Source organism: Roseovarius sp. MS2 (assembly GCF_051447875.1).
Lineage (GTDB): Bacteria > Pseudomonadota > Alphaproteobacteria > Rhodobacterales > Rhodobacteraceae > Roseovarius > Roseovarius mucosus_A.
Window position 1 is genome coordinate 1,132,702 of sequence record NZ_JBKHVF010000001.1, and the last position, 14,374, is coordinate 1,147,075.

The 14,374-nt window shown below is 60.3% G+C and carries 15 protein-coding genes; 7 read left to right on the plus strand and 8 right to left on the minus strand.

Going from position 1 to position 14,374, the window contains the following annotated elements; all coding sequences use genetic code 11:
* Positions 1-263: 263 nt before the first annotated feature.
* Positions 264-1,439: a CaiB/BaiF CoA transferase family protein gene (locus ACLGGT_RS05650; RefSeq protein WP_437195240.1), complete on the minus strand. Its 1,176-nt coding sequence runs from the start codon at positions 1,437-1,439 to the stop codon at positions 264-266.
* A gap of 10 nt (positions 1,440-1,449) precedes the next feature.
* A complete protein-coding gene (locus tag ACLGGT_RS05655; RefSeq protein WP_437195242.1) occupies positions 1,450-3,072 on the minus strand; it encodes a thiamine pyrophosphate-binding protein in 1,623 nt (540 codons plus the stop codon).
* Positions 3,073-3,280: 208 nt separating this feature from the next.
* On the opposite strand from ACLGGT_RS05655, the gene ACLGGT_RS05660 reads away from it, so the two are divergent.
* The 6 genes from ACLGGT_RS05660 (at position 3,281) to ACLGGT_RS05685 (ending at position 7,080) form a co-directional block, all read left to right on the plus strand.
* Positions 3,281-3,892, plus strand: coding sequence for a ribonuclease D (locus tag ACLGGT_RS05660; RefSeq protein ID WP_008279737.1), 612 nt, complete (start codon positions 3,281-3,283; stop codon positions 3,890-3,892).
* Positions 3,893-3,895: 3 nt separating this feature from the next.
* Entirely contained in the window at positions 3,896-4,510 is a 615-nt protein-coding gene (gene lptC / locus ACLGGT_RS05665; protein ID WP_437195244.1) for an LPS export ABC transporter periplasmic protein LptC, read from the plus strand.
* Positions 4,507-5,010, plus strand: coding sequence for a lipopolysaccharide transport periplasmic protein LptA (gene lptA, locus ACLGGT_RS05670; RefSeq protein ID WP_037296870.1), 504 nt, complete (start codon positions 4,507-4,509; stop codon positions 5,008-5,010). The genes lptC and lptA overlap by 4 nt, the downstream gene beginning before the upstream one ends.
* The gene (gene lptB / locus ACLGGT_RS05675) at positions 5,007-5,765 is read left to right on the plus strand and encodes an LPS export ABC transporter ATP-binding protein (RefSeq protein WP_008279740.1); all 759 of its coding nucleotides are present in this window, start codon (positions 5,007-5,009) and stop codon (positions 5,763-5,765) included. Before lptA ends, lptB begins: the two co-directional genes overlap by 4 nt.
* A gap of 240 nt (positions 5,766-6,005) precedes the next feature.
* Positions 6,006-6,569: a ribosome hibernation-promoting factor, HPF/YfiA family gene (hpf, locus tag ACLGGT_RS05680; protein ID WP_037297038.1), complete on the plus strand. Its 564-nt coding sequence runs from the start codon at positions 6,006-6,008 to the stop codon at positions 6,567-6,569.
* Between the two features lie 46 nt (positions 6,570-6,615).
* Entirely contained in the window at positions 6,616-7,080 is a 465-nt protein-coding gene (locus ACLGGT_RS05685; protein ID WP_037296874.1) for a PTS sugar transporter subunit IIA, read from the plus strand.
* Between the two features lie 24 nt (positions 7,081-7,104).
* Here ACLGGT_RS05685 and ACLGGT_RS05690 read toward each other — a convergent pair whose 3' ends face one another.
* From ACLGGT_RS05690 to ACLGGT_RS05715, 6 genes are all read right to left on the minus strand, one after another.
* The gene (locus tag ACLGGT_RS05690) at positions 7,105-8,070 is read right to left on the minus strand and encodes a 2-hydroxyacid dehydrogenase (protein WP_219434956.1); all 966 of its coding nucleotides are present in this window, start codon (positions 8,068-8,070) and stop codon (positions 7,105-7,107) included.
* Position 8,071: 1 nt separating this feature from the next.
* The gene (locus ACLGGT_RS05695; RefSeq protein WP_198385513.1) at positions 8,072-8,230 is read right to left on the minus strand and encodes a hypothetical protein; all 159 of its coding nucleotides are present in this window, start codon (positions 8,228-8,230) and stop codon (positions 8,072-8,074) included.
* Positions 8,231-8,245: 15 nt separating this feature from the next.
* Complete coding sequence (locus tag ACLGGT_RS05700) at positions 8,246-9,589, minus strand: amidase (protein ID WP_421999503.1); 1,344 nt, start codon at positions 9,587-9,589, stop codon at positions 8,246-8,248.
* A complete protein-coding gene (locus ACLGGT_RS05705; RefSeq protein ID WP_008279746.1) occupies positions 9,579-10,997 on the minus strand; it encodes a TRAP transporter large permease in 1,419 nt (472 codons plus the stop codon). Before ACLGGT_RS05705 ends, ACLGGT_RS05700 begins: the two co-directional genes overlap by 11 nt.
* Entirely contained in the window at positions 10,994-11,578 is a 585-nt protein-coding gene (locus ACLGGT_RS05710) for a TRAP transporter small permease subunit (RefSeq protein ID WP_008279747.1), read from the minus strand. The genes ACLGGT_RS05705 and ACLGGT_RS05710 overlap by 4 nt, the downstream gene beginning before the upstream one ends.
* 79 nt (positions 11,579-11,657) lie before the next feature.
* Positions 11,658-12,788, minus strand: coding sequence for a TRAP transporter substrate-binding protein (locus ACLGGT_RS05715; RefSeq protein WP_008279748.1), 1,131 nt, complete (start codon positions 12,786-12,788; stop codon positions 11,658-11,660).
* 284 nt (positions 12,789-13,072) lie between these two features.
* Between ACLGGT_RS05715 and pncB the strand changes: the two genes are divergently transcribed.
* Entirely contained in the window at positions 13,073-14,365 is a 1,293-nt protein-coding gene (gene pncB / locus ACLGGT_RS05720; RefSeq protein WP_375554612.1) for a nicotinate phosphoribosyltransferase, read from the plus strand.
* Positions 14,366-14,374 lie beyond the last annotated feature (9 nt).

Consider the following 14,374-nt stretch of genomic DNA (forward strand, 5'->3'; position numbering starts at 1 on the left):
ACCGGAAAATAGGCGCAATTTCGCTTAGGCGTAGATTGCGAGCGGCCGCGTCGCCTCAAAATCATTCAGCGATGGCGGATTCGGCGACATTTTTGAAAACGCCGTCCAATTCGGTTGCAAGCGCGCCAGGATCACACCCGATTTTGTTGACTAAAATGAAAGACCGCCGTGGGTGCAAGCGGCGAAGTGCCGCCTGCATTCTTGGTTGTGTAAAGGTGTATCGGGCCACGAGTCCTGCCGCGACACGGGCGGCGAAAATGCGATTACAATCCCTTTTTGAGCGGCCCCAGCACCGCCTCGGTATCGGCCCCGGTGGTGGGCGGCGCGCTGCGATAGCTGACCGGCGTACGCGAGAATTTGAGCGGGTTGCCGATGAGGCGCACATCGCCCTTGGCGGTATCAGGCGCAGGCATGGTGATGGTCATGCCGCGCGCCTGCGCCTGTTCGGTTTCCAGCGCCTGACCGATGGTGTTGACCGGCCCCACTGGCACCTTGCGCGCCTCTAGCCCCGCGATCACATGCGCAGTGGTGCGGGTTGCCAACACCTCGGCGATCATCGGCACGAGGGTGTCGCGCTGCGCAAGGCGGGCGGTATTCGTGGCATAGAGCGGATCAGTGGCCCAATCCGGTTGCCCCAAATAATCACAAAACCGGGCATATTGGCTGTCATTGCCCACGGCCACGATCACATGGCCATCAGCGGTGGCAAAGACCTGATAGGGCACGATATTGGGATGCGCATTCCCCGCGCGCGTAGGCGAGACTCCGGACGTGAGATAATTGAGCCCCTGATTGACCAGCCACGCCATCGTGGCATCGACCAGCGCGATGTCGATATGCTGCCCCTCGCCCGTCGCATCGCGGTGGCGCAGCGCCGCCAGAATGCCGGTTGCGGCATAAAGCCCGCACACCACATCGGCGACGCCCACGCCCACTTTCATAGGCTCGCCTGCCGCCTCGCCGGTGATTGACATGATGCCGCCATAGCCCTGCGCCATAAGGTCATAACCGGGCTTGTCGCGGTTGGGGCCAGTCTGGCCAAAGCCGGAAATCGAGCAATAGACAAGGCCCGGATAGGCGGCACAAAGCGTTTCGTGGTCGAGACCGTATTTGCGCAGGCCACCGGGTTTGAAATTCTCGATCACCACATCGGCGCGGGCGGCCAGAGCATGCAAAAGGCGCTGCACCTCTGGATCGGTCAGATCCACCGCCACGGATTTCTTGTTTCGGTTGGACGACATGAAATAGGCCGAAAGATCGGTGGGAGTGCCATCGGCATCCAAGGCAAAGGGCGGGCCCCATTGGCGGGTATCGTCGCCCTCAAGACTCTCGATCTTGATCACCTCGGCCCCCAGATCCCCCAAAAGCTGCGTGCAAGTGGGACCTGCCAGAATACGGCTGAGGTCGAGGACAACGAGACCATCCAATGGGCCGGGCATGGGCAGCTCCTTAGATACGGTTATCATACGAGCCGCGGTCGATTTCGGCGGCGATGACGGTAAAGGTGTCAGCCTCTTGCGCAGCCAAGAGGGCGGCGCGCAGTTCGGCGCGGTTGGTCACGCGCACGCCATGGCCGCCAAAGGCGCGCCCGATGGCGGCGAAATCGTGATGGCCGAAATCCACGGCAAGATTGACCATCTGCCGCTCGCGCTGTTTCTTTTCAATCAGCGCAAGGCTCGCATCGACAAAGACGACAAAGATCACCGGCAGCTTGAGTTCGGCAACAGTCGAGAGTTCGCCCGCGACCATGAGAAACCCGGCATCGCCGGAAAAGCTGACGACGGGGACATCGGGCGTGGCGAGTTTCGCACCCATCGCCAGCGGCACGGCACAGCCCATGGTGCAAAGCGCGGTGGATTGCAGCAGCGCGCGGGGGATGTAGCTTGTCCACATCTGCGAGAGGAGGATGCGATGCGCGCCGCTATCGACGGTGGCGATGGTATCCTGCGGCAGAACGGCGCGCGCCTCGGCGATGACACCGGCGGCCCCCCATTCGTCATCCGTTGGAAAGGCACCCGCCAGCGCCGCGCGGGCCGCGACCACCTGCCCCCCCGTCCACGTCGCACGGGGGCTGACGCCCTCGGTGATGGCCGCAAGAGAGGGCGCGCAGGCCCCGACGATATTCATTGTCGCCTGATGCATATATTGGTCATTGGGGACGGCGGCGATGTCGATCACCTTGACCTCGGCAGGGTCCCAGATCTCGCGCCAGCCTGGGCGCATCTCAATAGGGTCGTAGCCCACACAGAGGATCAGATCGGCCTCTTGCACGATCGGCACGAGGATACCATCGGCCAGCGGTGAAAGGCCCGCACCACCCAAGCAAAGCGGGTGGGTTTCGGGGATGATCCCCTTGGCCTTGTACGTGGTGATGACGGGGATATTCAGACGTTCGGCGGCCTCACGTATTGCCGCGCTTGCCCCCTCATTGACCGCATCGAGGCCCACGATCATCACCGGACGCTCTGCCGCCGCCAGCCAATCGCGCGCCGCTTCAGGGGCTGCGGGCTGCATCAGCACGGCATCGGGGCGGCGGCGCAGGCGCGGCGGGGTCACGCGCATATCCGCCACCGAAATCGGCACGTCGATATGCACCGGGCCGGGCCGGCCTTCGGTGGCGATGCCAATGGCCTTGTCGGCGATGATATCGGCCCCCTGCGCAGTCATGCGAAAAGTGGCCTTGGTGATCGGCGCCAGCACCGCCTCATGATCAAGAATCTGATGGGTATAGGTCAGCGCCTCATCGGCATCGACACAGCCGGAAATCACAATCAGCGGCACACGGTCCTGATGCGCGTTGGCTATGGCATTGACGCCGTTCAAAACCCCCGGCCCCAGCGTGGCAATCAGGATGCCGGGCGCACCAGTGCGGTGCCAGACACCTTCGGCCATGAAGGCGGCGGCGTTTTCGTGCCGCGCCAGCGTTACCTCGATACCCGCACGCGCCAGTGCATCCATCACGGTCAGAACCTCTCCGCCCGGCATGCCAAAGGCGTGGCGGCATCCTGCCTCGTAAAGACGGCGCGCAAGGTAATCAGCGGCGCGATTCTGGCTTTGTTGGGTAACGGTCACGGGCGGGCTCCTCTTTCGTTTTGCCGACTTTGTGGCCGAGCGCAGAAGCGACCGCAAGCCCGGTTCGCAGCGCAAAGACCGGGGCGATACTGGTTTTCCTGTGGTCGCAGACCTAAATCTGGGTTGAGAGACCGAACGAAAGCGCCTAATCAAAACGCAATTCGCCCAATTTCACGGCCCCGGATCGCACCGGCCACAAGGATTTCCAATGGCAAACCATCTCTATCAGAACGACCTGCCCGATGGGCTGGATCTTGGCCCTGTGGTGGCGATTGATTGCGAGACCATGGGACTGCACCCGCATCGGGACCGGCTCTGTGTCGTGCAGCTCTCAGGCGGGGATGGCCATGCGCATCTGGTGCAGGTTTCCAAGGGGCAGACAACCGCACCCAATCTGGCGCGGTTGCTGGAAAATCCCGATGTCCTCAAGCTTTTTCATTTCGGACGGTTTGACATTGCTGCCATGCAGAACGCCTTTGGCGCGTTGGCGGCCCCCGTCTATTGCACCAAGATCGCCTCGAAATTGATCCGGACCTATACGGATCGGCATGGCCTTAAATATCTGTTGCAGGAGTTGTTGAACATCGACATCTCCAAGCAGCAGCAAAGCTCTGACTGGGGCGCCGATAGCCTGAGTGCCGCTCAGCTCGACTATGCCGCCTCGGACGTCCTCTATCTGCACCGCCTGCGCGACGAGCTGAACGCGCGGCTGATCCGCGAGGGCCGGATGGAACTGGCACAGGCCTGTTTCGATTTTCTGCCGCAGCGGGCGCTGCTCGATCTGGCGGGTTGGCCCGAGATCGACATTTTCGCGCATTGACGGATGGCGCGCGCGCAGAACACCTATTCGCGAATTGTGGCCTGGATCAAGATCATCCTGCCACTCAGCGCGCTTGGGCTGCTCTCGACGCTGTTCCTTTTCTCGCGCACGGTTGATCCCACATTGTCCGTCCCCTCGTCACAGATTGATCTGGAGCAGCGCGCGCAAGATCTGGGGGCCACCAACCCGCGCTTTGCCGGGGTGACGCAAGAGGGCGACGAAATCCGTTTTGCTGCTGAATTCGCGCGCCCCAATCGGGACACGCCCGAGAATCTGATCGCAGACGGGGTGACCGCGCAGCTTCGCTTGAACGCCGGGACGGTGATCGACATCACTGCGGGTCAGGCCGACATGCAGCAGGGGCAGATGACGGCCAGCCTGATGGGACAGGTCCATATCACCACCTCGACCGGCTATGTCATCGACACCGAGCGCCTGAATTCCCGGCTGGACGAGGTCTATGCCGAAACGCCTGGACAGGTCACGGCAACCGGGCCGATTGGCGCGCTGACTGCTGGGCGGATGCTATTGCATAACAATGCCGAGAGCGGTGAACCGGAATTGCTTTTCACCGAGGGCGTCAAGCTGATATACCAGCCGGGGGAAACGGGGGAATGAGACCAGTGCCAAGAGTTTCCGGATTGATCGCGGCCATCGCAATGGCTCTTCTGCCTGTTGGCGCATGGGCGCAGGCCGGGCAAGTGGCCTTTGGCAAGACCCAAGCAGATCGCGGCTTGCCGGTCGAAGTGACCTCAGACAACCTTAGCGTCAATCAGGCCGACAATACCGCCACCTTTACCGGCAATGTGGTGATCGGTCAGGGCGAGATGCGGTTGGCGGCACCACGAGTGCTGGTAGTCTACCTGCCCGACCGAAGCGGGATCGAGAGCCTAGAGGCCACGGGCGGCGTAACGCTGGTCAGCGGCGAAGATGCCGCCGAGGCCGAGCGCGCCGATTACAACATCTCAACCGGCTTGATCGAACTGCGCGGCAATGTGCTTTTGGTGCAGGGAACCAGCGCCATCGCTGGCGAGACCGTGTTGGTCGATACCGCCGCAGGGACCGCACAGGTCAGCGGGCGGGTCAAGACCATCTTGCAACCGGGGACCACCCCATGAACCAACCGACGCTGACATTGGCCCATGAGAGCACCGGTCTGGTGGTCGAGAACCTGCGCAAGAGCTATCGCAAGCGGCTGGTCATTCGTGACGTCACGCTCACGCTGCGTCAGGGTGAGGTGGTGGCGCTGCTTGGCCCGAATGGATCGGGCAAGACCACGACATTCTATGCCATTGCCGGGCTGATATATCCTGAGGGCGGGCATATTCGGATCGACGGGCGCGATGTGACCGGACTGCCGATGTATCGCCGGGCCAAGCTGGGTATCGGCTATCTGCCGCAAGAGATGTCGATTTTTCGTGGTCTTTCGGTCGAGGACAATATCCTCGCGATTCTCGATATCGCCGAAAAAGATCGGCACAAGCGGCGCGAGCGGCTGGAAGAACTCTTGTCGGATTTCTCGATCGAGCATCTGCGGCGCGCGCCGGCCCTCGCCCTGTCGGGGGGCGAGCGGCGTCGAGTCGAAATTGCGCGCTGCCTTGCAGCCAATCCGCGTTACCTTTTGCTAGATGAGCCCTTTGCCGGGGTGGACCCAATTTCGGTGGGCGATATCCGGCATCTGGTGGCCGACCTCAAGAAACGCGGGATCGGCGTGCTGATCACCGACCACAATGTGCGTGAAACGCTCGAAATTGTGGACCGCGCCTATATCCTGCATGATGGCAAGGTGCTCATGTCCGGCAGCCCGCGTGATGTGGTGGAAAACGAGAACGTGCGCCGTGTTTATCTGGGCGACAGTTTTCGCATTTCCTAATGTCGCTACGGGCGGCAAATCCGCGCTCCTCTCCTTCAAATCAGATTGACAAGACGCGCGGAAAGCGCGTCAATTGAGCTATGACATGTGGTGATCTCGCGCTGTTCCCTGAATGGCCCCCGCGACAAGGGCCTGTCTTGGGACAATTTCGCCACCGGTCAGTTTTCAGCATCCGGGATTAACCAAACCCGCGGCGCATACGCCGCGTATGGCCCCGGTTTGTCAATCGAAGGAGATGAGATGCGGTATCAAATCAGTGGAAAGCAGATCGACATTGGCGAGGCCCTGCAAACGCATGTGAAAGAAGAATTGGGCACGGCTGTTGCGAAATACGCCGAACGCCCGACCGATGCGATGGTCGTCTTCTCCAAGAGCGCCAGCGAATTTGCCTGCGAAGCCATCGTGCATCTGTCGACCGGCCTGACGGCGCAGGCCAGCGCCAAGGCGCATGAAATCTACGCCGCCTTTGATGCCTGCTGCGAGAAGATGGAAAAACAATTGCGCCGCTACAAGCGGCGGCTCAAGGACCATCACCGCGACCGGGCGGAACCGGTTGAACTCTTTGGAGCGTCCACTTATATCCTCGCCGGAGATAGCGCGGAACCGGAATCAGAGCCCGACAGCCTGCAACCGATCATCGTGGCCGAGATGGAAACCAAAATTCCGTCGCTCTCGGTTGGCGAGGCGGTCATGCAGATGGAGTTGGCAGGGGCACCTGTTCTTGTTTTCCGCAAACAAGGCAAGGATACGGTCAATGTGGTCTATCGTCGTGAAGACGGCAATATCGGCTGGATTGACCCATAACGAGAGGGTGGCAGGCGGTGATACGCTTGTCTGAGCGGCTCAACTCATGGAACTTCCTATGATCCTCAAGCCAGAGGCCGTACGCGTGCTGTCCGGTGCAACCAGCAAGAAGCGCCTGATGCATGAACTCGGCAACATTGCCGAGGCGGCCTATGGCGTGTCTCATTCTGCTGCGGTCGAAGCTTTGCTGGAACGCGAGAGCCTTGGCCCGACAGGTGTGGGCCATGGCGTCGCCTTGCCGCATGCGCGGCTGGATGGGTTGGATCAGGTCGTTGGGGTGCTGGCGCTGCTGGAGAAACCGATCGACTTTGATTCTGTGGATCGGCAGCCGGTGGATCTGGCCTTTGCGCTCTTTGCACCGATTGATGCGGGGGTTGAACATCTCAAGGCGCTGGCGTTGGTGTCTCGCACGCTGCGGGACGCAGGGCTGCGCGCCAAGCTACGCTCGAATACCGATCCCTTGACGCTTTATACCATCGTTACAGAGGCGCAGGCGGTACAAGCCGCCTGACGCCCTATCGGGCGGCTGGTGGTCTTAGACCAGCCTGTCGCCCGGCTCTTGCCCCGCAAAATAAGCATCGAGATTATCGAGCGCGCGAAAGCCCATGGCATCGCGGGTTGCCCGCGTGGCGCTGCCGATATGGGGCAACATGAAGACGTTTTCATGCGCCGCAAAGGCGGCATTTCCACCCGGCTCTACCTTGAAGCAATCAAGACCAGCGGCAGCAACATGGCCGGACTTCAAAGCGGCCAAAAGCGCATCCTCATCAATCAGCGCGCCGCGCGCCGTGTTGACGACCACAGCCCCCTCAGGCAACCGCGCAAGGCGCATCGCGTTGAGCAGGTTGACCGTGTCGGGTGTGGCCGGACAATGCAGCGAGAGAAAATCCGCCACTTCGAGCAGGCTTTCGACATCGGCGTGAAAAACCGCGCCATGTTCCTCATCCGGCGCAAGACGTGTGCGGTTGTGATAATGGATTTCCATATCAAAACCGCGCGCTTTGGCGGCAAAGGCACGGCCCACGCGCCCCATGCCGACGATACCCAACCGGGCACCCGTCATCTGTTTGCCCACCATGAACGACGGCGACCAGCTATCCCATTGTCCCTGACGCACGATGCGGTCACCTGCAACCGCGTGCCGCGCGGCCCCCAGCATCAGCAGCATCGCAATCTCGGCAGTGGCATCCGACAGCACATCGGGCGTGTTCGTGACAACGATCCCAGCGGCCTTGAGCGCCGCGAGATCGCAGTGATCAACCCCAACCGAATGGTTGGCGACGATTTTGAGGCGTGGGTTGAGGTTCGCCACCACCTCGGCCGAAAAATGCTCAGAATGACAGGGGATCATTCCGTCGACCTTGGCGCTCATCGCGATGATTTCCTCGGCGGTGCCGGGAGTATCCGCCTCGTTCACGATCACATCGTAATCGCGACGGGCACGCGCAAGGGTGGCGTCGGACAGGCGGCGCGGAATCCAGAGGACTTTCTTATCAGGCATGTCAGCTTTTGTTCTTGCTCGAGCTCAGAAAATCATAGCCCGCCAGTGCCACTGTCAGGCCCACCACGACCCAAAGGTCGAGCGTGCCAACCTTGCGCACAAGGATGTAGAGAAAGGCGGCCAAGACCGCGAAGGCGAAAAGCGCCAGAAATCTGTTCATATCGTCATCCTTTTCTCATGCGGCGGCTTCGGAAAGCCAGCCTGTGAACCAGTTTGCGTTGCGCAAGAGGCGCGCGTCATTGCCGCGTGCGGCGACGAATTGCACCCCCATCGGCAGGCCATTTTCCGCCGTGAACGCGGGCACTGTGACCGCCGGTGTGCCGGTCAGCGTCCAGAGCCCGTTGAAAATCGCATCGCCCGTATACTCTAGCCCCTCAGGTGCGGGGCCGGTGGCAGCGGGACAGAGGATCGCATCACACCGCTCAAAAATCTCGCCCAGGCCGGCATAAAGCACGTCAGCCCAGTCGAGTGCCGCGAGATAGTCACGCGCGAGCGTGGCATTGCCGGTGTTCAGCGCCTCTTGGGTGCGTGGCCCAAGCGCGTCGAGGGATTTGCCATAGCGGTAATAGTATTTCGCCATTTCGGCGAAATTGATACGCGCCCGGATTTCCGCCGCCTCGTTAAAGGCATTGGGGAGCGGCACCTCGAACACCTGATCGCCCAAAGCCTCGATCAGCTCGGCAAAGGCCGCATGAAGCTGCGGATCGGCCTTGTCCCAACCCGGCGGGCGGAGAAAGGCAAAAACCGGCTTGAGCGGTGGTTCTGATGTGGCCACCGACAAGAGCGGCGGCACTGGGGCAGGCGTTGTCGCCGGATCGCCCGCGTCATACCCCATCAAGACCTCAGTCAAAAGCGCCGCGTCGGCGGGGGTGCGGGCAAAAACCCCAAGCGTATCGAGCGTGGGCGACTGCATCAGAACACCCGTACGGGGGATCGCACCAAAGCTGGGCTTGAAGCCGGTCACGCCGCAATAGGACGCAGGCCGGATCACCGATCCGCCGGTTTGCGTACCAATGGCGAGAGGCACCATCCCATCCGCCACCGCCGCCGCAGAGCCCGAGGACGAGCCACCGGGCGTATGTGCGGTGTTGAGTGGATTACGGGTGGCACCCGCGTGCATATAGGCCAGTTCGGTCGTGACCGTCTTGCCCATGATCACGGCACCCGCCGCCTTGAGACGGGCGACGATGGCCGCATCCTTAAAGGGAATGCGGCCCGCGTCCAGCGGACAGCCGTTCTCTGTCGGAATCTTGGCGGTGTCGATGATGTCCTTGAGGGCAACCGGCAGACCGTGAAGCGCCCCGATGGGGCGCCCGGCCTGACGTTGTGCATCCAGCGCCTTGGCTTGCTGACGCGCAAAATCGGCATCGAACCAAGCCCAAGCGTGTATTTCAGGCTCTCGCGCCTCGATCCGGTCTATGCACGCTTCGACCAGATCGAGGGCGCTCAGCGCCCCCGAAGCCAGCCGCGTGCGCAACTCGCACGCGGATAGCATCAGGATATCGGCCTTATTTGCCATACATAAGCTCCGGCAGATAATAGACGATCTGCGGGAAATTATACATCATGGCCATGGCGATAAACACGCAGAAGAGGAACGGCATGACGCCCGAGAAAATCTGCGTAAGCTTGATCTCTGGCGGGGCGATCCCCTTGAGGTAATAGGCCGACATGGCCATTGGTGGCGTTAAGAAACTGGTTTGCAGGTTGAGTGCCACCAGAATGCCAAAGAACAGCGGATCGATCTCGAAGAAAGCCAGAAGCGGCAGAAAGATCGGAACGAAGATGATGATGATTTCAGACCACTCCAGCGGCCAGCCCAAAAGGAAGATGATGAGCTGTGCCAACAGCAGGAACATCAGCGGGGTGAGGTTCATGCTCTGGACGAATTCGGAAATCACATGTTCGCCACCGAGGTAAGAGAACACCGCCGAGAAGGTGTAGGACCCAACAAAGAGCCAGCAAACCATCGCTGTGGTACGCACCGTCAGATACACGCTTTCGCGCATACGCTGCCATGTCATCGCACGGTAGGCGAAGGCCAAGAAGATGCCGCCCAGTGCGCCAATTGACGCCGCTTCGGTCGGGGTGGCCAGACCGAACAGGATGGAACCAAGCACTGCGAGGATGAGAAAGGCCAAGGGCACCAGCGATGTCAGGATCATGACAAAGAGCTGGGTCTTGGGAATCTCGGGGATTTCCTCTTTGGTCGGCTTGGGGGCCACAGACGGTTGCAGGATCGAGCGACCGATCACGTAGATGAGATAGAGACCAACCAGCGTCAGACCCGGCAAAAGTGCCGCCGCGTAGAGGCGCACGATAGAGACGCTCGACGCCGCTGCGTAAACGATCAGCATGATCGACGGCGGAATGAGAATGCCCAACGTGCCGCCAGCGCAGATGATGCCAGACGCAAAGGACGGATCATACCGCGCCTTGAGCATGGCAGGCAGCGCCAGAAGGCCCATCAGTGTCACGACCGCGCCGACGATGCCGGTGGCGGTAGCAAAAAGCGCGCAGGTAATCAGCGCCGCCACACCCATAGAGCCCGGCATGTTGCGCGCCGCGATGTTGAGCGTGCCAAACAGCCGGTCGACGATATTCGCGCGCTCGACGATGTAACCCATGAACAAAAACAGCGGCACGGCGGTCAGAACTTCGTTCGACATCACCGTATAGGTCTGGTTCACGAACAAATCGAATATTCGATTGTTAAAGAACCCCTCCAGCCAGAGAGTCCATTGGTCCCACGCCCCGGCATCCTCGGCCAGCCTGTCAAAGCTGCGCCACATGCGGCCGGCATCGAAATAGGCGTAGTAGCCAAAGCCGATACCCATAGCCATGAGGGTAAATGCGATGGGAAAGCCTAGAAAGACGAAGATAAGGAAAAGGCCCAGCATCATCAGGGCGATTTGCGGATCGGTCATGGATGTGCGTCCTTTTCGGCCTCAGCGGCCTTTTGCATCAGCAGGTCTTCGGTTTCGAAGACATCTTCATCGGCTTTGAGCCATTCATTGGTACGCATGCAGTGGATGCAACGAAATACCTGAGCGACACCTTGGATCAAGAGAAGGATTCCGGCGGCGACGATCACAGTCTTGAACTGATAGATCGGGATACCTGCCGGGCTGTTCACGGAAACCTCGGCATAGGACCAAGAGCGCGCAGCATATTTCCATCCGGCAATGATCAGCGCCAGAATACCCGGAAAGAAGAAGAGGATATACAGCACCAAATCGACTTTGGCCTGATTACGCGGCTGCCAGAGGCGATAGAGAAAGTCACCCCGCACATGCCCGCCACGTGACAGCGTGTAGGCGCCACCCATCATGAAGAGCGTGCCATACATAATGAAGGACACATCAAGTGCCCAAGCCGTCGGATTGTTGAAGAGATAGCGCACCACCACCTCATAGCCGGTGCCAAAGGCCATCAGGACGATCAGCCAGGCGAACGCCTTGCCGAACCAGGCCGACAGGTTGTCGGCGAAACGTATGAAACCGATCACACGGAGCCCCCTCTATTTTGAAAGCGGCCCCGGCGTTTCCTGCGCCGGGGCCCTGGATTTTCCGGTTTTTACACCGTGATTACATCTTGAGCTTGCCCGGGAAGTAGTGATCGAAGGCAAGCGCATAGTCAGGCGCGTTCATCAGTTCGTAATAGGTGACTTGCTCCACCCATGCGCGCTGGCTGTCGAGACACTTCTTCATGAAGGGGTCTTCTTCGAGAACCGGGATCAACTTGTCCCATGCTTCGATCTGACCATTCAGAATGTCCGTGGAGGTGCGGTGGATGGTAACACCGGCCTCTTCTTGCAGCCACTTGAGGTCTGCAGAATAGCGACGCATCGCCTTGGCGGTGTTCGCGGTGGAAGCCGCTTCAACCGCGTACTTCAGGATCGCGCGCATATCAGGATCGAGATCTTCCATGGTCAGCTTGTTGAACAGGAATTCAAAGCTCTCGGAGGCCTGGTGATACGAGGACAGATAGTAGTTCTTGGCCACGTCATGCGCACCAAAGTTACGGTCCGACGACGGGTTGTTGAACTCGAACGCGTCGATCACGCCACGCTCCATCGCGGGCACAATTTCGCCACCCGGAAGCTGGGCGACAGACATGCCCATCGACTGCAGCAGGTCAGCAGCAAGACCCACGGTGCGGTATTTGAAGCCCTGCAGGTCAGCGACAGTGTTCACCTCGCCCTTGAACCAGCCGAAGGGCTGCGCGAACATCGGGAAGCCCATGTAACCATCGACTTCGAGGCCCATGATATCCTGGGTCAGCTCGTCATAGAGCGCCTTGCCGCCGCCTTCGTAGAACCAGCTGAGCATCGTGGTTGCCGAGCCGCCGAACACGGGGCCAGTCCCAAAGAGCGAGGCCGCTTTGTTCTTGCCATACCAGTAGACCGGCACCGAGTGCGCAATGTCGAGAACACCGTCATTCACGGCGTCGAGCACCTGGAATGCGCCCACGACAGCGCCGGCAGGCAGCACGTCGATCTTCAGACGGCCGCCGGACATTTCCTCAACGCGGGTTGCATAATCCTGCGCCATTTCCTGCCAGATGTCGCCAGCGGGCCAAGATGTCTGCATCTTGAGCACCAGCGGCGCCTGTGCCAACACCGCCGGAGCCGCGAGCGCGCCCGCAGCAACCGCCGGCGCCCCAACCGCCGCGCGGCGCAGGAACGAGCGCCGATCCATCTTCGACTTGTTTGTCATGGTAGTCCTCCCATAAATCTGTTGCGTCTATTCGCATCGGATGGCGGGCAAAGCATATCCCCCACGGGCGATTCGAGGCCCTGTTTCCGCCACACGCGGGCAATCGTAACGGTTATGTGGGCAAAGGCAAGCATTCTGGTAAGATTAATTTACCAAATTGGCCTGATTTCTTGTGTCTAGCCACGCAACAGCGGCCTTGCGTCGGGGCCAAGCCCACCAATGCGCCTTGCACGTGCCCGTCCGCTTTGATTTAACCGCTGCAATTGTCCCGCCGGAGGCCACCAATGGTCGATATCGCCACACGTGTGCATAATCACAAATGGAAAATCGACCCGATTGTCCGATCCCTGATCGACACTGATTTCTACAAGCTTTTGATGTGCCAATCGGTGTTTCGCAAACGTCGCGACACCACCGTTACCTTTTCGCTTATCAATCGCAGCAACGCGATCCGATTGGCCGATCTGGTGGACGAGGGCGAGCTACGGGAACAGCTGGATCATATCCGGTCATTGTCGCTGTCGCGGGGCGAAAGCACATGGATGCGCGGCAACATGTTCTACGGCAAGCGGAGCATGTTCACGTCAGAGTTCATGGATTGGTTCGAGACGCTGCGCCTCCCGCCCTATCATCTGGAGAAGCGGGACGGACAATACGAGCTGACCTTCGAGGGCAAATGGCCCGAGGTGATGCTGTGGGAAATCCCGGCTTTGGCGGTTCTTATGGAGTTGCGATCCCGCGCCGTGCTGCACCACCTCAAGAAATTCGAGCTTCAGGTGCTCTATGCCCGCGCCATGACCAAGCTGTGGGAAAAGGTCGAGCATCTGCGCCCGATCGAGGGGCTGCGCATTGCCGATTTCGGCACGCGGCGGCGGCATTCGTTCCTGTGGCAGGACTGGTGCGTGCAGGCCATGAGCGAGCGTTTGGGCAACCGCTTTGTCGGCACATCGAATTGCCTGATCGCCAAGAACCGCGATCTTGAGGCGATTGGCACCAACGCCCATGAACTGCCAATGGTCTATGCCGCACTGGCCGAGGATGACGCAGGCTTGGCGCGCGCGCCCTACGAGGTGCTGTCGGACTGGCATGAAGAGCATGATGGGAACCTGCGTATCATCCTGCCCGATACCTATGGCACGCGTGGGTTTCTCGACAATGCCCCCGACTGGTTAGCGGGATGGACCGGTATCCGCATCGATTCTGGTGCGCCCGAGGAAGGGGCAGAAACAGCGATCAAATGGTGGACATCGCGCGGCGAGGACCCACGGCAGAAAATGGTGATCTTTTCCGACGGTCTGGATGTGGAGAGGATCATCGCGCTGCATCAGCGGTTCTCGGGGCGTGTCCGGTGCTCCTTTGGGTGGGGTACGCTCTTGACCAATGATTTTCGCGGGCTCACGCCCGATGATGCCTTGGCGCCGTTCTCGTTGGTGTGCAAGGCGGTGGCGGCCAACGGGCGGCCCACGGTCAAGCTGTCGGACAACCCGCGCAAGGCGATGGGACCAGACCAAGAGATTGCAAGGTATCGGCGCGTCTTTGGCGTGGGCGCACAAGAAGAGTTCGACGTGGTCGTCTGACGCGTGTCA

Excerpts from the sequence above, each read along its gene's own strand:
- ACLGGT_RS05660 (WP_008279737.1), top strand. The coding sequence starts at position 3,281 with ATGGCAAACCATCTCTATCAGAACGACCTGCCCGATGGGCTGGATCTT.
- lptA (WP_037296870.1), top strand. The coding sequence starts at position 4,507 with ATGAGACCAGTGCCAAGAGTTTCCGGATTGATCGCGGCCATCGCAATG.
- hpf (WP_037297038.1), top strand. The coding sequence starts at position 6,006 with ATGCGGTATCAAATCAGTGGAAAGCAGATCGACATTGGCGAGGCCCTG.
- lptC (WP_437195244.1), top strand. The coding sequence starts at position 3,896 with ATGGCGCGCGCGCAGAACACCTATTCGCGAATTGTGGCCTGGATCAAG.
- ACLGGT_RS05650 (WP_437195240.1), bottom strand. The coding sequence starts at position 1,439 with ATGCCCGGCCCATTGGATGGTCTCGTTGTCCTCGACCTCAGCCGTATT.
- ACLGGT_RS05700 (WP_421999503.1), bottom strand. The coding sequence starts at position 9,589 with ATGGCAAATAAGGCCGATATCCTGATGCTATCCGCGTGCGAGTTGCGC.
- pncB (WP_375554612.1), top strand. The coding sequence starts at position 13,073 with ATGGTCGATATCGCCACACGTGTGCATAATCACAAATGGAAAATCGAC.
- lptB (WP_008279740.1), top strand. The coding sequence starts at position 5,007 with ATGAACCAACCGACGCTGACATTGGCCCATGAGAGCACCGGTCTGGTG.
- ACLGGT_RS05715 (WP_008279748.1), bottom strand. The coding sequence starts at position 12,788 with ATGACAAACAAGTCGAAGATGGATCGGCGCTCGTTCCTGCGCCGCGCG.
- ACLGGT_RS05705 (WP_008279746.1), bottom strand. The coding sequence starts at position 10,997 with ATGACCGATCCGCAAATCGCCCTGATGATGCTGGGCCTTTTCCTTATC.
- ACLGGT_RS05685 (WP_037296874.1), top strand. The coding sequence starts at position 6,616 with ATGGAACTTCCTATGATCCTCAAGCCAGAGGCCGTACGCGTGCTGTCC.
- ACLGGT_RS05695 (WP_198385513.1), bottom strand. The coding sequence starts at position 8,230 with ATGAACAGATTTCTGGCGCTTTTCGCCTTCGCGGTCTTGGCCGCCTTT.
- ACLGGT_RS05690 (WP_219434956.1), bottom strand. The coding sequence starts at position 8,070 with ATGCCTGATAAGAAAGTCCTCTGGATTCCGCGCCGCCTGTCCGACGCC.